We start from the raw sequence: 19,636 nt of genomic DNA on the forward strand, positions 1-19,636 counted from the left end.
ATAGGTCGTTAATTCTTAGCAAGATGCTCAGCAAGTTTGGATTCTAGATCGTTGATATCAATAATATTGCTTAGTACCACTAATTTATCTGCCGGGATACCCGAACTGGCCGCTAAATCTTTGGTCATAACAAAAATATCGGCTTGATCGGGTGAGATAGATGCAAGATCGGCATGTGTTACTTCGGCATCAACATTTAATTTCTTAAGCACTTTTTTGATATTCATTTCAACCATAAAACTACTACCTAGACCTTGACCACAAACAGCCATAATTTTCATATTATTTATCCTTTTATAAAGTTTAATTAAATTTAATAACGATTGGTTACAGTTAAAATCTGATCGCAATGTTGAGCATTAAAAATGGCTTGCATATCATTTGATTCACCAAATAAGGTTGCCAATTGCGTTAATATTTCAATATGACTAGAACTATCAATTGCTGCTAATAACGTAATTAAATAAACTGGATCATTATCTGCCGAATTGAAATTTACCCCTTGTTTGACTAATAACATTGATAAGCCTAATTGGTTTACACCATGCTCTGGTCTGGCATGTGGCATTGCAATGCCAGGCGCTAACACATAATAAGGTCCAAGTGATTCGTGTAATTCAAAAATTTTTTCAATATAATTAGGAGAAATCGTATTGTTTGCTAATAATGGTGATGCGCAAAGCTGTATAGCTTCTTTCCAATCATTTACAGAATCAACAATATTCACAGTTTGCTGTGTTAAATAGTTAGCGAGCATTTTCTCTCCATTAAAATTCTGATAATTTATTGAAAAATTAGCATATAAATTAAAAATAGCCACAACTAAAATAATAGAAATGTGATAGCGCTATCATATTTGCATAAATTTTTATTTATTTTGTGATGTAGATAACATTTCTAATAAATTCATTAAAAATAATTATGTTGATAGAATAATATTATTAAAAAATTGAGTTTTAAAAGGTGGCTCACAATATTCATATTAATGGATAAGTCACTCATCACTGGCTTGCAGTTGTCAAAATTAGTCTTTTTTAAACGAACGGTTAGATTAAATTCAATTAGGATGAAATATGCAAAGCGCAAAAAAACGGAGGAATACAGGGCAGGTTACTTTATTTGACGTAGCGAAATATGCCGGTGTGGGCTCTATGACCGTGTCACGTGCCTTACGCACGCCAGAACGTGTTTCTGTTAAACTTCGCAAAAAGATTCAAATTGCTATCGATGCGTTAGGATATAAACCCAATGTTACCGCTAGCCAGTTAGCCTCGGCGTCATCTAGCCCAGTTATTGCAGTTATAACAACCAAAAACCACGATCATTCTGCGCAAATTTTGCTTGATGTGTTACAAGCAAATTTAATTAAACAAGGTTATACAATATTGTTTATTGAATCTGAGCATTATTATAACCGTGAACTAAAATTGTTAGATTCTTTACACAACCATAATCTCGAAGCAATATTGTTATTTTATGTCGAAAATGACGTTATTATTGAGAATGTTAATCTTAATAAAACGATACCTATTATGAATATTGGTAAGCAATATGATACAGCGGCAGATCTTTATATAGCGTTAGATAATAGTTTAGCAATGTATATGCTAACCGAACATATAATAAAAAAAGGCTATCAAAATATTGGGTTACTGTGTGCCAACCAACAAAATTATCTCTTTCAACAACGTTTACATGGTTGGCATAAGGCGATGTTGGATTATCATCTACCTACCCATCGAGTTATCAATGCTGCCAAGCCCGCTAATTTTAGTACAGGTAGCTTATTACTGCCTGACATCTTATTGAATTGGCCTGAAATCGATGCCTTAATTTGCACTACTGATGAATTAGCCTGTGGTGTGCTTTATGAGTGCCAACGACGGCATATCCGTGTGCCACATCAATTAGCAGTGAGTGGATTTGGTGATAACGAGTTTTGCCAAGTGAGTTTTCCACCTTTAACAACAGTCTCCTTACCTGCTGTAAAAATAGGGGAACATTTGGCGATGCAACTATTAAGTAAGTTAAAAGCTCAAACTCATTGCCATAAACCAGATTTATCAACGTTCGCCCCTATACTTCGTTTAAGAAACAGTACTTAGTTGCATTGAGTGCCAAGTTATATTAAATCCTAGGTTATATTAAATACTTAGCTGTCATGATATTTTGCATATACATCCAATCGACTAGTTAGCAAGGCTTAAAATAATGAAGCATGCATAGCAATCCCCAAACTGTGGTGGTGTGAAGTAGCGAGTATAAATTACCTTTCTATTTTCTTCACTTCACCGAGTTTAAAATTACACCTCATGTTTCAATCCAGAAAATAGCCAGAAAAACTTCAATAAAATCAATGTCTTTTCTGAATGATTTTTAAACTATAAAATCCTCAATCGCTAAATCACTAATCGGTTACTGATGGTTATGATTTAGCGCCAGAATATACCACGACAGCCATGCATGAAGTCAGAGATTTAGCACAAAGCCTACCCAAATCGAATGTGATAACAGTCGCTTATTTTATCCACAAAAAGCAAAACGCCAAAAATCACACAGCCCTCAAAATAAGCCATTTTGCACTGAAAAATCAGTCAGAAAAGCCATTGATTTTATTTAATTTTTTGTTGTAAAAATAAAAATGCAAAATCAAAATGGCTAGCTTTTTATAAAACTATAGCGATAAAAGGGAAAGTAGATTTTTTAATATGTCAGAAAGGAGATGGTCGGCGAGAGAGGATTCGAACCTCCGACCCACTGGTCCCAAACCAGTTGCGCTACCAAGCTGCGCTACTCGCCGTTAGGAAGCGCATAATACTGCGCTTCCTGAAAAGTGTCAATACTTATAGTAAAAAATATATAGCAAAAAATAGGCTTGAGATTTTATTTTGCTAACGGTGCTGGTGTTTTACCAATACGTTGATAAAATTCAACAACAAAATCCTCGTAACGTTTGTTAGCAACCGCCTCACGAATTTCAGCCATTAAGCGTTGATAATAACGTAAATTATGAATGGTATTTAAACGTGCACCTAAAATCTCACCACATTTATCTAAGTGATGAAGATATGATTTAGTGTAATTTTTACACGTATAGCAATCACAATGAGGATCAAGTGGTGTTGTGTCATCTTTATATTTAGCATTACGAATTTTAATCACACCATTGGTAACAAATAAGTGACCATTGCGGGCATTGCGGGTTGGCATCACACAGTCGAACATGTCAATACCACGACGCACGCCTTCGACTAAATCTTCAGGTTTCCCCACCCCCATTAAATAACGGGGTTTATCAGCGGGTAATTGTGGGCAAGTGCCTTCTAATATACGGTGCATATCAGCCTTGGGTTCACCAACCGCTAACCCGCCAACCGCGTAACCGTCAAAGCCTATTTCAGTTAATCCTTTAATTGAAATATCCCGTAATTCTTGATGAATACCACCCTGCACAATACCAAATAGTGCATTTTTGTTGCCTAATTCATCAAAGCGTTGTCGGCTGCGTTTAGCCCAACGTAAAGACATTTCCATTGATTTTTTGACATAATCCCAATCAGCAGGAAAGGGGGCACATTCATCAAAAATCATTACAATATCAGAACCCAGGTCGTATTGAATTTCCATTGAAATTTCAGGCGATAAGAAAATCGAATCGCCATTAATTGGATTACGAAAATGAACACCTTCTTCTTTGATTTTTCGAATATCGCCTAAACTAAAAACTTGAAACCCACCTGAATCGGTTAAAATAGGTCCTTTCCATTGCATAAAGTCGTGCAAATCACCATGTTTACGCATGATTTCTTGCCCTGGCCTTAGCCATAAGTGAAACGTATTGCCGAGTAATATTTGCGCACCTGTTGCAGCAACTTCTTCTGGTGTCATACCTTTTACCGTGCCATAAGTGCCTACAGGCATAAACGCTGGGGTTTCAACAGTGTATTCAACTCCACGGCGATCGAATTTCATTCGCCCACGACGAGCTAACCCGTCAGTATTATCTAGTTCAAATTTCATTTTTTGTTAACCTCTTGCGACCAAATAAACAGTTTGGCGCGAATTATTGTTATAATGCGTAATCGCATCATTAATTTGCGGGACCTAGTTTATCTTGCTTGACTAAAATAAACAATATTTGAAGGGGCTTTGAATCGTTTGAAACGTATTATTCTACTATTGTCAGGTTGGTCGATGTTTTTTCTCACTGGGTGTCAAATTCAAAGTAAAGCTTACCCCAAAGTGATTACTTCCGATCGGATTCAATTGTTATCTGAAAATGATATTTTTTCAATTAGTCAGATGGCTTGCCTTGAAACAGATAAGCGGGCAGTCATTCCTCCTGATTACCATGCTTTAAGCCAAAGACTCAATAAAATTGCTAAAACCCTGCCTAGCAAGGCTAATAATATTGAGATAAATTATCAAGTTTATATTAATACTGAACCTAATGCATGGTCTACCGCTAATGGTTGTATACGTGTAAATAGTGGTTTGATGAAATTATTGAATGATAATGAGTTACAGGCAGTACTTGCCCATGAGCAGGCTCATATCGCACTTAAACATGCTATTAGCTTGTTTAAGCAAGCGCCTTATATCGAATTGACTGATAAAATTGGCGAACTTGTTGTTATTGCTAAAGAAGACGTAGCTCAACAATATGAAATTGAAGCTGATAACTATGCTTTTGATTTATTAATAAGTAAAAACATAGATCCGATGAGTTTAGTTGACATGCTAGCCAAATTGCCTATTCACTCAACCAATAAACCAACATCACATCCTTCAAGAATAAAACGAATAAAGAATATTATTGCTAGGCTAAAGCGGTAAAAAGTGGTAAATAACTATTTGTGCGATCAGTTAAATAATAGCCAACTAGGTTTGCACTTAGCTCAATTTTATTTGGCTATTTATTTAACCGCTTTTTAAGATTTATTATCACGAAGCCGAAATAAACATAGCATCGCCGTAGCTAAAAAAACGATAGTTTTCTTTAACTGCATGCTGATAAGCATTCATGGTATTTTCGTAACCAGCAAAAGCAGAAACAAGCATAATCAAAGTTGATTCCGGTAAGTGAAAATTTGTGATAAGTGAGTCAATAACCTTAAACTGATAGCCTGGATAAATAAAAATTTGGGTATCGTCAAAAAAAGGAGCGATTTTTCCTGTCTTTTGTGCGGCACTTTCTAAAGCACGAACCGATGTAGTCCCTACTGCGATCACTTTATTGTTTCTGGCTTTGCATGCTAATACGGCATCGACAACCGAATCGGGGACTTGAGCATATTCTGAATGCATAATATGTGCCTCAATATTTTCAACTCTAACAGGCTGAAATGTTCCCGCTCCAACATGTAAAGTAACAAAAGCCATTTCAACGCCTTTTTGTTTTAATTTTTCTAATAAAGGTTTATCGAAATGAAGACCTGCTGTAGGTGCGGCAACCGCGCCAGGCACTTTACTATAGACTGTTTGATAAACTTCACGATCCTGTTCGTTGTCAGGACGATCGATGTAAGGTGGTAAAGGAATATGACCAATTTTATTCAAAATACTGAGCACATCATCAGGGAATTGTAATTCAAATAAAGCATCGTGGCGGGCTATCATGGTCACATTAATGTGTTCATTTTCACCTAATATTAACTCAGTTCCTTCTTTTGGTGATTTTGAGGCTTTAATATGCGCAAGAGCACGATTACCATCTAGTAATCTTTCGATTAATATTTCTATTTTACCTCCAGATGTTTTTTTCCCATACAAACGAGCAGGAATCACTTTAGTGTTATTAAAAATCAATAAATCACCTGGATTAATTTTATCGATAATATCAGTAAATACCTGATCTTCAATTTTACCTGTACGACTATCAAGAGATAGCAGTCGACATGCACTTCTGGTTGCTGAAGGGTGTTTGGCAATGAGCTTTTTTGGAAGCGAGAAGTCAAAATCTGATAGCTGCATAATTGTATTCCTCAAAAAATGAGGCATTAGTCTAAAGCTCTCATTATGTCTAAGCAAGTAATTATTTGTTGATTATTATAATAGTTGCGTTAAAATTCAAACGGTCTAACAGATGTTAGCCGATTACAAGTTATATTTAAATATAAGGAAAATAATATGAAAAAACATCAAAAAACATTGCTAGTTGCACTTCCTTTAGTTGCTGCAATGTCGCTAGTTGGTTGTAAAAACATGGGCGCAGATGACTTAGCTAGTCTTGGCATGAAAGGTTTAAAAGCTGCTACTCTAAGTGATAATGATGTGAAAGCATTAAGTCAACAATCATGTGCTCAAATGGATGCCGAATCTAGAATTGCACCTAAAAATAGTGCTTATACTAAACGATTAAATAAAATCGCTAAATCACTCGGTAATAATTTAAATGGAACACCTATTAACTATAAAGTATACATCACAAAAGATGTTAATGCATGGGCAATGGCTAATGGTTGTGTTCGTGTTTACAGTGGTTTAATGGACATGATGACTGATAACGAAATTCAAGGTGTTTTAGGTCACGAATTAGGTCACGTTGCTTTAGGTCATAGTAAAAAAGCTATACAAGTGGCTTATGCAACAGAAATGGCACTTGATGCAGCAGCATCATCAGGTAATGCAAAAATAGCTTCATTATCTAAATCTAAATTAGGTGCTTTAGCATCAGCAGTGATTAATGCTCAGTTCTCACAAAAACAAGAACAAGATGCGGATAACTATTCTTTCGATTATTTAGTTAAGAAGAAAATCAATCCAGCTGGTCTTGCAACTGCATTTGATAAGTTAGGTGGTGGTGATGCTTCAATCTTAAGTAGCCATCCGTCTTCAACAGCGCGTGCAGATAATATTCGTAAAAAACTTGCAGAGTTAAAAAAATAAGTTCTGTGATTGCATTATGAAAGCGTCATCCATGGCGCTTTTTTTATATCTAATTGATTGTTTTTGATAGCAATAATTTGGTGATGAATTTATTGTAAAATCCATCAACCAACAAGCAAAGGTTTAACAATGACTTTTTTATTGTTTATAAGAAGATAAGAATTTAGCAAATCGTCCAATTGCATCTTCAAGGTCGCCTAAATATGGTAAAGCAACAATTCTAACGTGATCTGGCTTATGCCAATTAAAACCGGTTCCTTGTACAAGTAACACTTTTTCCTGTAACAAAAAGTCTAATACCAATTTTTGATCATTATGGATGTTAAATTTTTTCTGATCTAATTTGGGAAATAAATACAAAGCACCTTGTGGCTTAGTACATGAAACACCCGGAATATCGTTCAGTAGGCGCCACGCCAACATACATTGCTCATATAAGCGACCACCTGGCACAATAAATTCATTGATACTTTGATACCCACCAAGAGCCCCTTGAATCGCATGTTGTAATGGTACATTGGCGCATAAGCGCATGGAAGCAAGCATATTTAGACCTTCAATATAGCCTTTTACGTGATGCTTAGGACCACAAAGTGCCATCCATCCTTGTCTAAATCCCGCAACTCGATATGTTTTTGATAAACCGCTCATCGTAATAACAAATAAATCAGGCGCCAATGCAGCAATTGAATGATGTACGGCATCATCATATAAAATTTTGTCGTAAATTTCATCAGCGAAAATAATCAGATTATTTTGACGGGCGATTTCAGCAACCTCAAGCAATATTTCTTTACTATAAACAGCACCAGTTGGGTTATTGGGATTGATAATTACAATGCCTTTTGTTCTAGGTGTAATTTTTTGTTTGATATCATCTAAATCTGGTGACCAATTTGCTTCTTCATCGCACAAGTAATGAACCGCATTTCCGCCCGATAAACTCACTGCCGCAGTCCATAGTGGATAGTCAGGCATAGGTACCAGAATTTCATCACCACTATTAAGCAATGCTTGCATAGACTGGACGATTAATTCCGATACGCCGTTGCCAATGTAAATATCTTCAACATCTAAACTGTTAATACCTCTGGCTTGATAATGTTGCATAATTGCTTTGCGAGCAGAGTAAAGGCCTTTTGAGTCACAATATCCTTGTGAAGAAGGTAAATTTCTAATGACATCAACTAACAATTCATCAGGAGCTGCAAAGCCAAAAGGAGCGGGATTTCCAATATTAAGTTTAAGGATTGTTTGACCTTCTTCTTCTAGCCTTTTAGCATGCTCAAGAATTGGTCCACGAATATCGTAACAAACGTGATCCAATTTGTTTGATTTTTGGAAATTTACCATAATATCGCCCTTTCTTTTTTATTGTGATCGTTTTTTAATGTAATGAAAAAAACAATCTACTCCTATTTAGATAATTTTTGAAGATGCTATTATAACTAGCTCAATAAATATTATTTAACTGTCTGAATTTTGTGCGGAGAGAGTTATGAAAACCATTTTAACCGTCATTGGTAAAGATCAAACCGGCATTATTGCCGGTATTAGTCAGAAATTATATGAATTAGATATTAATATTTTGGATGTCAGCCAAACAATTATGGATGAGTATTTTACGATGATTATGTTGCTTGACTTATCTAAAATCAATGTGGCCTTTGATGAGGTAAAAACGACATTGACGCAAACCGGTGAAAAACTAAAAGTTAAAGTCAACATTCAACGAGAAGAAATTTTTGATGCTATGCATCGTTTGTAATATCAATTCTCTATTTTTGTATAAAAGGATAGTACTAATGGAAACAAAACAGATCCTCGAAACCATTAAAATGATTGAGGAAGAAAAGCTTGATATTCGCACAATAACCATGGGTATTTCTCTCCTTGATTGTATTGATAGCGATGGCGAGAAAGCACGTCAAAAAATTTATAACAAAATTACGCTGTTAGCTAAACATTTGGTAAAAGTCGGTGAGGAGATTACCTCAGAATTTGGCATTCCAATTATCAATAAGCGTATTTCTGTCACACCCATATCGTTAATTGCTAGTGCAAGCGATGATAAAGATTATGTTGCATTTGCCAAAACACTTGATGAAGCCGCTAAAGCTGTTGGTGTTAACTTTATTGGCGGATTTTCGGCTCTGGTACAAAAAGGTTATCACAAAGGTGATGAAATTTTAATTAATTCAATTCCACAAGCACTTGCACAAACAGAACGCGTTTGCGCATCAGTGAATGTTGGTTCTACACAAACAGGAATCAATATGGATGCAGTTAAGCAAATGGGGCATATTATTAAACAAGCAGCACAATTAACTGCCGATAACAGCAGTATGGCATGTGCGAAGTTAGTTGTATTTGCCAATGCCGTTGAAGATAATCCATTTATGGCAGGCGCTTTTCATGGCGTAGGTGAAGCTGATTGCGTCATCAATGTGGGTGTGAGTGGCCCAGGTGTTGTTAAGCGTGCGCTTGAAAAAGTCAAAGGGCAACCTTTTGACGTTGTTGCTGAAACCATAAAAAAAACAGCATTTAAAATTACTCGTATGGGGCAACTCGTTGGTAAAGAGGCTTCTGAGCGCTTAGGCGTTAAATTTGGCATCGTCGATTTATCGTTAGCTCCAACCCCTGCAATTGGTGATTCAGTTGCCCATATTTTAGAAGAAATGGGGCTAGAAGCAGTTGGCACTCATGGTACAACCGCAGCATTAGCTATGCTCAATGATGCTGTAAAAAAAGGTGGCGTCATGGCATGTGGTCATGTGGGCGGTTTAAGCGGTGCCTTTATTCCTGTTTCAGAAGATGCGGGTATGATTGATGCGGTAAATAATGGCGCTCTGAATCTTGAAAAACTAGAAGCAATGACTTGTGTTTGTTCTGTTGGACTAGATATGATTGCTATTCCAGGCGATACGCCAGCTGAAACTATTTCGGCAATCATTGCTGATGAAGCAGCAATAGGGGTGATTAATCATAAAACAACAGCAGTTCGAATTATTCCTGCTGTCGGTTTAAAAGTAGGCGATAACATTGAATTTGGTGGCTTACTAGGTCATGCGCCCATCATGCCAGTAAATAACTTTAGCTCATGTGATTTTATTCGCCGTGGTGGAAGAATACCTGCTCCAATTCATTCATTTAAAAACTAATAGATTAATTTTAAATAATTGATACCCCTACTCTGCCTGCACTAAAGCTGGCAGAGTATTAAACTTTTAATGCCAAACTTACTTAGCAATGGCAAAACGCGTTTCTTCAATAACCTCTTCATTATTTCTAGATTCATTCCTTTTTCCTTCAACCTATCAATTTGAATGTATGGTAGCGCATTTCAGCGCTTCGTTTAGCAATACGCTCTTTACGCTTTACCGTAAGGTTAAGCTTTTATTCGCCACCTGATGCTCCACGCCTATTAACAGTTAAGATATAGCGATTATCATTAATATCCAAAGGCTTTAATTAGCCTTGCAATAAATCCATTATCTAAAAATTTTTTTACCGTTTGCGGCGAGCTATTTTTTAACAAATCGTGGCTATTGAACTCTCCCTATGATGCGCAATTTCATGGATATTATTTGGCATCAAATCCATTCGTCTCTTTTATCTTAATTCCCTACAATTGATGATATTAAATTAATGCTGCTTTAATTCGAGCAATAGCAAATACGCAATATTTTAGATGTTTGCTAATCACATAATGAGGGAGGATGAAATGGGAAATGAATCTAACGACCAAATGTTTTTTGAAGATTTGATTCTTTTAGATAAAGACTTTCAAGATACAAATCAATTTTTCGATTTTACTTTTCCTATTTTAAAAAGTGGTGGTTATGTGAATCATTCCTTTTTAGATGCAATTAAACAAAGAGAGTCTTCATTTCCTACCGCATTACCAACTGAGCCTTATGTGGTTGCGATGCCGCATACTGATGTCGAACATGTTATTAGACCGTTTATCTTTTTTACTCGATCCAAAGGAACTATTCCATGGCGTGAAATGGCAAATAATGACCATTTGTTAAAGGCTAACTTTGTGTTTTTGCTAGGGTTTAATCAAAAGGATGGGCATATTGATTTATTGCAAAAATTGATGTCCTGCTTTGTGAATTCGCGTTTTTTAGAAGAACTTTATCACGCAAAAACTGAACATGAAATTTTTACACTATTGACATCCAATATCAATTTATAAGGAGGCTTTATGAAAAAAGTTATTGTTGCATGTGGCAGCGGAGTGGCCACATCACAAACCGTCGCCAGCAAGGTGACTCGTTTATTAAAAGAACGGAAACTTGATGAGATAAAAGTAGAAGTTGTAGATCTGAAATCTGTCGATACTCACATTAAAAATAGTGCTGCTTATATAGCGATAACTAAAATTGAAAAACAGTACCCTATTCCTGTCATCAATGGTATTGCGTTTCTAACAGGAATAAATATGGAAGCAGAGCTACAAAAAATAATTGATGCCTGTAAATAGGAGTACAAATATGGAATTTTTAGGAACAATTATAAATTATATTTTGAATTTAGGTGCGCCAGTTTTTGTACCATTCATTATGCTCATTGCGGGTTTAATTGTACGCATGAAATTTAGAGATGGCGCTTCGGCTGCCATTACGCTAGGTGTGGCATTTGTTGGTATGAGTATGTTGATTGGTTTTATGGTGGGTGCTATTGGCTTAGCTGCGCAAACTATGATGGAGCGAACAGGGATTGAATTGAGTATTATCGATGGCGGTTGGACAACTATGGCGAACGTATCTTGGGCTTGGCCATATGCTTTTCTTATGTTTCCTTTGCAAGTAGGTGTCAATATTTTAATGTTGGTACTAAAAAAGACTGATACCTTTAACGCAGACTTATGGAATGTGTGGGGAAAAATTTTTACCGCATTTATTGTGGTTGCTGTCGCTACCCCAATTTTAGGTGCTGTTGTGGCTTTGCCTCTTGCCTTTATTATTGCTACTTTGCAGATCATATTAGAGCTTAATTCGGGGGATATTAACCAACATCGAATTGAAAAACTAACGGGCATTCCGGGGGTAACTTGTACTCATAGAATGTTATTTTTCAGTGCGATTTATTATCCTTTTGATCTACTCCTTCGCAAAATACCTATTTTAAATAAACCAATGGATGCAGCGACATTACGCTCAAAAATTGGTATTTTTGCTGAAAATCATGTAATTGGTTTTTTATTAGGTGTCACTTTCGGACTTATTGCTGGTTATGATCTTGCTGCTATCCTAATGCTGGGTGTGCAAGCCGCTACAGCGCTTATGTTATTTCCAATGATCTCTAAGTTATTTATGCAGGCATTATCGCCAATTTCTGAAGCAATTAGTGAATATATGAATAAACGCTTTGCTGGACGTAAATTATTTGTTGGCTTGGATTGGCCATTTATGGGTGGTTCAAGTGAGATTTGGTTTACAGTTATCGCAGCTATTCCTTTTACCTTAATTTGGGCTGTTATTTTACCTGGTAACAAGCTTCTCCCTTTTGCTGGCATTATCAATTTGGCACTTATTGTTCCTGCATATATTTTAACTAAAGGAAACACATTAAGAATGGTGATTTTAGCCATCATTGGTGTGCCATTCTTCTTATTTGTTGGAACTCAATTTGCACCGATTATTACCGATTTAGGATTAACAACTAAGGCTATTGATATCCCAGCTAATCAGCTAATTTCAAATAGTTCAATTGATGCGCCTATTTTTACTTATGCATTTTCATTTATTTGGCAATGCTTAAAAGGTTATTTTGCTCCATTATTTTTTGCTGTTTATTGGTGTGTGGGGTATTGCTTTTATGCCCGTGAACTGCGTAAAGAGGCTATGCAGGATATAGCAGAAAAAAATAATGAATAAATGAGTTCTAAAGTATTCGTTGAACATATTTTGCAGTAAATCTGGTGGTAAGGTTAGTTACCATCAGACAACGAACAATAAGGTAATTATTATATGGTTGTCGATAAGCGAATTCATGCTGTTTTAAAAGCATTAATTCATAATCCAAATATGAGTGGCGTTGAGCTTCAATCTGAATTTGGGTTAACTCGTAAACAGCTTAGTTATACCATTAAGAAAATTAATGACTTTCTTGAATCATCTAATCTTGAATTAATTAAACGATTTAAAACTGGTAAGTTTAGTGTTCCTAAATTAGTGATCGAAACCTTTAGGGATGAGCCTGTATCGCTTGCTATTGGACGTTATATTTATTCTGAAGATGAACGAGTTCATTTACTACTCTTTTTTCTGTTAATTAGAACGGAAAGGATGTCGTTAATACATCTTTCTTCATCGCTTACTGTCAGTCAAAACACCGTTATCAATGATATCAAAAAAGTACAAGCAATGATTGTTCAATATCATTTACAAATCAATTATGACCGCGAGAATGGTTATCGTATTATCGGTAATGAAATTGACAAACGTTATTTGTTGCTAAAATTAATTCGTCGAATTATTAGTATGCCAATAGCTGACAAAATTTTTAGAGAAAATGAGATTATTACCCAAGGCCGCTTAGAACAAGTAGGACAGGTATTTAGCGAAATAGAAAAGAAATTAAAAATTGTTTTTACTGATGAGCAGTTGCAAGAGCTAACTTACTTTATTTGTTTTATGTTACAGCGCATAGAAACCGATAAAAAAATTGCGCTTTTGCCAGAAAATTATACTGAAGTTGCAAATGGTCGTGATTTTCAATTATTGAAAAAGCTCATTGAAAAATTTGGTATTACTGATCTTAATGAGCAAATTTTTTTAATGGTATTAGTGCAAAGCTCTAATATACAAACTCTATCCGATAAATATTTCCATTTAGATGCGGTGCTATTAGAAAGTGTTGTTGAGGTTATTGCTAATTTTGAACAGATTAGTTGTATCACCTTTAAAGATAAGAGCGAACTGATTGAACGCATTTATCAGCATTGGAAACCTGCTTATTATCGTATTCGATATCATATTTCTAATATCAACAGTGTATATGACATTGTATTGCAAGAGTTTGGTCACTTACATGAAATGGTACGAAAAGCGATTTCCCCTTTTGAAAAAATATTGCATTGTAATATGCCAGATGAAGAAGTCGCTTTTATTACTGTACTTTTGGGCGGTTGGTTAACTCGAGAAGGTTTGATCAACCGAATTAAAACAAAGAAGATCGCAATTTTTGTTTGCGAAAATAGTGCAACTGTCTCAACTTATCTTTACCTGACTTTACAAGTATTGCTTCCTGAATTACATTTTTCTGATGCCATGTCTAAACGTGAGTTTGAAAAATATCATCATTATTATGATATTGTTTTTTCTACCTCACATTTATCTACCGATAAATTGTTATTTATTGTTAATCCTTCACTGAATAATTTTCATAAAAATGCTTTTCGTCATCAAGTGATTGGCACTTTACAAGGTATTGATCCTAGCATTATTCAAGTTGATGAGCTGATGTTTATTATTGAAAAATATAGCAATATCAAAGATCAAAAAGCACTGCAAAAGGAGTTAACTGCATATCTTTATAACGATGAAATGAATGATAACCCCGTACTAATAACACAACAAGAAATCCCCTCATTAGCCGACTTAATGCAAAAAGAACATATCAACATTATAGAAAAAGTGAATATAGCATGGGAGGACGCATTGGCATTAGCCGCACAGCCATTGTTAAACAACCAATCCATAGAAAGTGATTATCTTGAAAGAATGGTGAATAAAATCCAATTTGAGCAACCTTACATTATGCTAGTCGATGGGTTAATTATTGCCCATGCTGGCATTGATGATGGTGTAAATAAAGTCGCTATGTCTTTACTTAAACTATCAGAAAGAATCACTATTTGTGGTTATATGCAAGCGGATTTAATTGTTGTTTTAGCAACAAATAATCCACAAAAACACCTTAAAGCACTTGCCCAATTAAATGAATTATTAGAATTTCACGAAGGCGCAACGCGCATACGAAATGCCAAAAATAGCAATGAAATTTGGGAGTTGTTTGCCAATTATCAATGAATATCTTGTCAAAATAGGAGTTACACAATGTTAGAGATACAAAAACAATATGTGGTCGACATGGCTAAAACATCGAGTGAGTGGGGACTTTGTAAACATAAAGCAGGTAATTCTAGCGTTCGTGATAAAGAGTCAGGATATGTTCTTGTCACGCCAACAACAATTGATAAAAAGTTGTTAACAATTCGGGATATTGTTGTGATGGATCTTGATGCTAACGTTATTGAAGCCGATTCAGGATTGAGACCAACCAGTGAGTGTTTAATGCATCTTGCAATTTATAAAGCTCGTCCAGATGTTTTTGCTATTTCACACACGCATTCTATTTTTGCAACATCATTTGCTGTATTAGCAAAACCTATTCCAGCCGTTGTTTATGAGTGTGCAATTCTTAATTTAAAAGATGGTGTGATCCCTGTTGCACCCTATGGGCGACCGGGTACACCAGACCTTTCAAATAGCGTTATAGAACCCATAAAACGAGCTGATGCCATTTTAATGGAAAAGCATGGTGCTATTGCCGTAGACAAAGATCCTTATGAAGCTGTATTAAAAGCTGCATATATTGAAGAAATGGCTGAAATATACTATCACGCTTTACTGATTAATGGCGGTAAAGATCCGGGTGGATTTCCGTCAGAGGAGTTACAGCGTTGGGCCTATCCTTCACAAATTAAATTTAAAAAATAATTTTTAGTCTATTTATTTTAATACGTTAATTGTAGGAAAACGCCGAGTTGTTTACACTTCATGGTTAAAATAATCCTCTAAAAACTCATAAGGCGTTTTCCCTGAAATCGCTTTATGCGGTTTAACGGTATTATAAAAATTAATAAAGCGTTTCAGTTTTTGTTTTCTATCTTGTGAATCGCTAAATATATGCTGATTATACCACATCGCAATTCAAAGTTCGTATCACTCTTTCGGCTTTCCCATTCGTTTGTGGGCAGGCGGGTTTGGTGAATTTTTGATTAATACGATGGCTATGGGACGTTTTAACAAATAAGTGTTCACTTTGTAAATACCCCAAACTTAGTACACAACTTACGTAGAAAATTAAGCTGCCTGTTTTAATGTTTTATATTCGAGCGGTGTCATGTTATTTAATGCCTCATGCGGTCTTTCGGTGTTATAACTGGTTAGCCATTCTTCGGTTACCTTTCTTACTTGTTCCAGATTATTAAATAAATATAAATCTAATACCTCTGTGCGATAGGTGCGATTAAATCGTTCAATATACCCGTTTTGATATGGGCTACCGGGCTCTATATAATCAATGGCTATATCATGGGATTTAGCCCAGTTTATAAAGGTTTTTCCTGTAAATTCTGGTCCATTATCGACTCGTATTTTTAATGGATACCCATGATATTCGGCCAGTTTATCTAAGTAACGGGTAATTATCCCTGCCGGTAAGCTTACTGCAATATCAATACCTAACGCCTCACGATTAAAGTCATCGATGACATTGAATGTCCTAAAGCGACGTTGATTACAGCTACTATCACTCATAAAATCCATTGACCAACATTCACCTTGTTTATTAGGAACCAATAGCTTTTCTGGTGTTCGTTGGGGGATACGTTTTTTACGTTTAGCTCTAATATTAAGTTTTAACTCACAATACACCCGATAAACACGCTTATGATTCCATTTATAGCCGAGCTTTCTGATACGATTAAAGCATTTAGGAAAGCCTCAGCGTAAATGCCGGTCTGTGATAGCATTCAACACCGAAACAATCACCGAATCATCCTGTAACTTAGGTTGATAATAGTAAGCACAACAGCTTAAGCCAACAATGGCACAACTCATAGCAATAGTAACTGAATGATTTTGTTGTAGTTGCTGTGCCCACGTTTTACGTGCCCCAGTTGGCACTAAAGCTTTTTTATGATTTCTTCCTGAAGCTGAGATTTTAAACTGAGCTCAGCAAACATCTGTTTAAGTTTACGGTTTTCGGCCTCAAGCTCCTTTAAACGTTTAATATCAGAGGTTTCCATACCACCGTATTTATCACGCCATTTATAGAAAGTTGAATTTGCCATGCCCTATTTACGGCACAGTTCTTTAACGGGAATACCCGCTTCAGCTTCTTTTAAAATAGCGACGATTTGATGGTCAGTCATTTTTTTCATAATTAAATCCCCTTTACTTGTATCATAGAGAATTTTCTACTTTTTTGCTGTACTATTTTAGGGGATAGTTACACATTGTAACAATAAAAAATACTAAACAATATATTAAGGTAGCCGTTCAATGAGATATTTATATTTTTTCCTTACATTACTCTTTGTGTCATTTTTAGCCACTGGAGGGATCTTTGTCAAATTAAGTGAATTAGGACCTATTAGTACAGGTTTTTATAGGGTACTGTTTAGCATTCCAATACTATATCCTTTTTTTAAAATAGAAAAAAGGAATAAAGTGATCTGTAAAGATAAACTTTTACTCTATATTTCTGGAGGATTTCTAGCAGGGGATTTAATACTGTGGAATATATCTTTCTCATATACGACAGTCGCAAATGCAAATTTATTAGCAAATTTAGTCCCTTTTAGTATAGTGCCGGCCTGCTATTTTTTATATAAAGAAAAAATATCAAAAAAATTTTTACTAGGATTGTTTTTAGCTTTATTAGGGCTTTTTATCCTGATCACCGGTAAACAAAATACTAACGAAGGAAATGTCTTTGGTGATTTTCTTGCATTTATGACATCTATTTTTTATGCCTTATTTTTACTCATTGTTTACAAAGTAAGAACTAGAGTATCTAGCGTACAAGTTATGTATTATAGTGCCTTTGGCTCAGTTGTTGTCCTTTTATTAGCCAGTTTAATTATGGAGGGAGTTAGTTACCCTACAAGTTGGAGAGAACTATGGCCTCTTATTGGGTTAGCTATTTTTTCCCAAATACTAGGGCAAGGTGGCCTTAGCTATATTCTAGGAAAAATATCTGCTAGCCTTGCATCAATATTAGTTCTTATGCAGCCTGTTATTTCCGCATTATATGCTTATATTCTTTTTCATGAAAATCTATCTCTCCAAGAGATTCTAGGAATATTTATTGTTGTAGTCGGGATTTTCTTTGCTAAAAATAAATGACTTTTCTATCCTTTTTTAAGACTGAATTCGGTACAATTTAGAATTCAGTTTTTACTTTTTGTAGTTGCTAAAGCGGATGGAAAATTAGTTACAACTTTCTATCAAAAATAATTCAAATAATTCAAAGAATTAGGGTGTATTGATCTTTCGTGATTGTTTTTTAGACGGCATGATGTGAGTTATAATAATTCTGCAAAAAACAACCCTAACTCGATTCATCATGCCAAGAACAATGCTAACAGATAAACGGTGGGAAAAGCTACTACAAATAATGAAAAATACCGGCCGAGTTTATAATAAATCCGAGCATCGGATGACGTTTGAAGGGATCCTTTTCCGAATGAGAACCGGTATTCCTTGGCGAGATTTGCCAGAAGAATTTGGTGGATGGAGCACCGTCTATAGGCGATTTAATTTGTGGTCTAAAAAGGAATATTAGTTGATATTTTCAAACATTTATCACAACTAGCGGATTTTGAATGGGTGTTCCTAGATGGCTCGATTATCAGGGTGATCCTCGCCAAAATATTAGACAGTGCCCACCTCTATCATTTTTTCATTTTGGTAATATTGTTGTTCATATTGTTCAGGTGATACCCAGCCATTGGCTGAATGACGGCGTATCCGATTATAATAGATTTCAATATATTCAAATAGTGCTTTATTAGCCAGTTTTCTCTTCGACTCATGCTTTGCCTTAGCCCATATTGTAACAATAATTGCTTGAAATCAGCACTGCAATATTGGCTTCCTTGGTCACTATGAATGAGTACATTTTTAGGAAAGTGACGCCGAAATAAGGCTTGTTTTAATGTATTACACACTAAATGACGGTCTATGTAGCGACTGGTTTGCCTAGCAATCACTTTTCGTCCATATAAATCGATAATCACCGACAAATATAACCAACCTTCCCCCGTTTTGATATAAGTAATATCGGTTACCCATGTCGTATTCGGCTTATCAGGGTTAAATTGCCTATCTAACGTGTTGGGCACAATATTGTGATGAGCCGTGTCTGTTTTATACTTGAATTTACGTGCTGCTTTACTTCGTAATCCCAATTGTTGCAAAACACGGCTAATTGTCCTTTCTGAAACTTGATAGCCCGCTTCCCTTGCATCATGAAGCAGGCTTGGTGCACCCAAACGGGCTTTATGTTGCCAATACTGTTTTTGGATATACTCGCTGAGTTTGGCGGATTTGTTTGCTCTTTTTAACCAAGCATAATAACCTGATGAACTGACACCAAGTAATGAGCATATCCTAGTAACGGGATAGCTAGTTAAATGATTTTTCATATAAGCGTACTTCACCGACTTGGATTGTTGATGAAGTACACATGCGCCTTTTTTAGTATATCATTGGCCATTTTCAGTTCTTTAATCTCTTTTTCTAACGCCATAATCCGCTGTTGCTCAGCGGTTAACTCTCGACGGCTAGTTTTATTCGGGGAAAGTTGCCTAATCCATTTATCTAGGGTTGATTTACCCACACCTAGATGGTTGGCAAGTTCGCTGATAGAAAGGTGTGCATTAGATAACGCATAATCCACTGATTGTTGTTTAAATTCGATACTAAATTTTTTGACCATGATATTT

Annotated in this window: 17 protein-coding genes, 1 tRNA gene and 3 pseudogenes; 12 read left to right on the top strand and 9 right to left on the bottom strand. The window is 35.6% G+C overall.

The features are described from left to right. Positions 1–8 precede the first annotated feature (8 nt). Positions 9–281, bottom strand: coding sequence for a PTS sugar transporter subunit IIB (locus A9G28_RS03510; protein WP_065566512.1), 273 nt, complete (start codon positions 279–281; stop codon positions 9–11). Positions 282–313: 32 nt separating this feature from the next. Beyond that, a complete protein-coding gene (locus A9G28_RS03515) occupies positions 314–757 on the bottom strand; it encodes a PTS sugar transporter subunit IIA (protein WP_065566511.1) in 444 nt (147 codons plus the stop codon). 316 nt (positions 758–1,073) lie between these two features. Here A9G28_RS03515 and A9G28_RS03520 point away from each other — a divergent pair, with 316 nt between their 5' ends. Next, complete coding sequence (locus A9G28_RS03520; protein WP_065566510.1) at positions 1,074–2,105, top strand: LacI family DNA-binding transcriptional regulator; 1,032 nt, start codon at positions 1,074–1,076, stop codon at positions 2,103–2,105. 618 nt (positions 2,106–2,723) lie between these two features. Here the strand turns inward: A9G28_RS03520 and A9G28_RS03525 are convergent. Both A9G28_RS03525 and tgt read right to left on the bottom strand, forming a co-directional pair. Beyond that, positions 2,724–2,800 (bottom strand) — tRNA-Pro (locus A9G28_RS03525). 83 nt (positions 2,801–2,883) lie between these two features. Beyond that, a complete protein-coding gene (gene tgt / locus A9G28_RS03530; RefSeq protein WP_065566509.1) occupies positions 2,884–4,020 on the bottom strand; it encodes a tRNA guanosine(34) transglycosylase Tgt in 1,137 nt (378 codons plus the stop codon). 138 nt (positions 4,021–4,158) lie between these two features. Here tgt and A9G28_RS03535 point away from each other — a divergent pair, with 138 nt between their 5' ends. Further along, the gene (locus A9G28_RS03535; RefSeq protein WP_141673619.1) at positions 4,159–4,836 is read left to right on the top strand and encodes a M48 family metalloprotease; all 678 of its coding nucleotides are present in this window, start codon (positions 4,159–4,161) and stop codon (positions 4,834–4,836) included. A 108-nt stretch (positions 4,837–4,944) separates the two neighbouring features. On the opposite strand, the gene queA is transcribed toward A9G28_RS03535, so the two are convergent. Then, entirely contained in the window at positions 4,945–5,973 is a 1,029-nt protein-coding gene (gene queA / locus A9G28_RS03540) for a tRNA preQ1(34) S-adenosylmethionine ribosyltransferase-isomerase QueA (RefSeq protein WP_065579783.1), read from the bottom strand. Between the two features lie 156 nt (positions 5,974–6,129). Here queA and A9G28_RS03545 point away from each other — a divergent pair, with 156 nt between their 5' ends. Next, positions 6,130–6,888, top strand: a complete 759-nt coding sequence (locus tag A9G28_RS03545) for a M48 family metallopeptidase (protein ID WP_065566506.1) — start codon at positions 6,130–6,132, stop codon at positions 6,886–6,888. Between the two features lie 138 nt (positions 6,889–7,026). Here the strand turns inward: A9G28_RS03545 and A9G28_RS03550 are convergent, their stop codons facing one another. After that, a complete protein-coding gene (locus tag A9G28_RS03550) occupies positions 7,027–8,241 on the bottom strand; it encodes a pyridoxal phosphate-dependent aminotransferase (RefSeq protein ID WP_065566505.1) in 1,215 nt (404 codons plus the stop codon). 145 nt (positions 8,242–8,386) lie between these two features. Here A9G28_RS03550 and A9G28_RS03555 point away from each other — a divergent pair, with 145 nt between their 5' ends. From A9G28_RS03555 to A9G28_RS03585, 7 genes are all read left to right on the top strand, one after another. After that, entirely contained in the window at positions 8,387–8,656 is a 270-nt protein-coding gene (locus A9G28_RS03555) for an ACT domain-containing protein (RefSeq protein ID WP_065566504.1), read from the top strand. A gap of 37 nt (positions 8,657–8,693) precedes the next feature. Next, positions 8,694–10,049 carry a PFL family protein gene (locus A9G28_RS03560; RefSeq protein ID WP_065579784.1) on the top strand — a complete coding sequence of 452 codons (1,356 nt, stop codon included), beginning with the start codon at positions 8,694–8,696 and terminating at the stop codon, positions 10,047–10,049. A gap of 563 nt (positions 10,050–10,612) precedes the next feature. Then, on the top strand, positions 10,613–11,089 hold the full coding sequence (locus A9G28_RS03565) for a PTS sugar transporter subunit IIA (protein WP_065579785.1): 477 nt from the start codon (positions 10,613–10,615) through the stop codon (positions 11,087–11,089). Between the two features lie 9 nt (positions 11,090–11,098). Further along, complete coding sequence (locus A9G28_RS03570; protein ID WP_065579786.1) at positions 11,099–11,377, top strand: PTS sugar transporter subunit IIB; 279 nt, start codon at positions 11,099–11,101, stop codon at positions 11,375–11,377. A 10-nt stretch (positions 11,378–11,387) separates the two neighbouring features. Then, the gene (locus tag A9G28_RS03575) at positions 11,388–12,773 is read left to right on the top strand and encodes a PTS galactitol transporter subunit IIC (protein WP_065579787.1); all 1,386 of its coding nucleotides are present in this window, start codon (positions 11,388–11,390) and stop codon (positions 12,771–12,773) included. Positions 12,774–12,866: 93 nt separating this feature from the next. Further along, positions 12,867–14,930 (top strand): BglG family transcription antiterminator, encoded by a 2,064-nt coding sequence (locus tag A9G28_RS03580; protein ID WP_065579788.1) that lies wholly within the window; start codon positions 12,867–12,869, stop codon positions 14,928–14,930. A 27-nt stretch (positions 14,931–14,957) separates the two neighbouring features. After that, positions 14,958–15,620 (top strand): class II aldolase/adducin family protein, encoded by a 663-nt coding sequence (locus A9G28_RS03585; protein WP_065579789.1) that lies wholly within the window; start codon positions 14,958–14,960, stop codon positions 15,618–15,620. A 51-nt stretch (positions 15,621–15,671) separates the two neighbouring features. Here the strand turns inward: A9G28_RS03585 and A9G28_RS13260 are convergent, their stop codons facing one another. Both A9G28_RS13260 and A9G28_RS12980 read right to left on the bottom strand, forming a co-directional pair. Beyond that, on the bottom strand, positions 15,672–15,827 hold the full coding sequence (locus tag A9G28_RS13260; protein WP_141673618.1) for an integrase core domain-containing protein: 156 nt from the start codon (positions 15,825–15,827) through the stop codon (positions 15,672–15,674). Positions 15,828–15,986: 159 nt separating this feature from the next. Then, a pseudogene (locus tag A9G28_RS12980) lies at positions 15,987–17,068 on the bottom strand (IS3 family transposase). Positions 17,069–17,189: 121 nt separating this feature from the next. Here A9G28_RS12980 and A9G28_RS03610 point away from each other — a divergent pair. Both A9G28_RS03610 and A9G28_RS03615 read left to right on the top strand, forming a co-directional pair. Beyond that, positions 17,190–18,035, top strand: coding sequence for a DMT family transporter (locus A9G28_RS03610; RefSeq protein ID WP_065579792.1), 846 nt, complete (start codon positions 17,190–17,192; stop codon positions 18,033–18,035). 220 nt (positions 18,036–18,255) lie between these two features. Next, positions 18,256–18,545 (top strand): annotated as a pseudogene (locus tag A9G28_RS03615) (transposase); the annotation flags it as partial. 18 nt (positions 18,546–18,563) lie between these two features. Here the strand turns inward: A9G28_RS03615 and A9G28_RS03620 are convergent. Continuing rightward, a pseudogene (locus tag A9G28_RS03620) lies at positions 18,564–19,629 on the bottom strand (IS3 family transposase). Positions 19,630–19,636 lie beyond the last annotated feature (7 nt).

Origin of the sequence: Gilliamella sp. Fer1-1, from assembly GCF_001690825.1 — a bacterium.
GTDB lineage: Bacteria > Pseudomonadota > Gammaproteobacteria > Enterobacterales > Orbaceae > Gilliamella > Gilliamella apicola_C.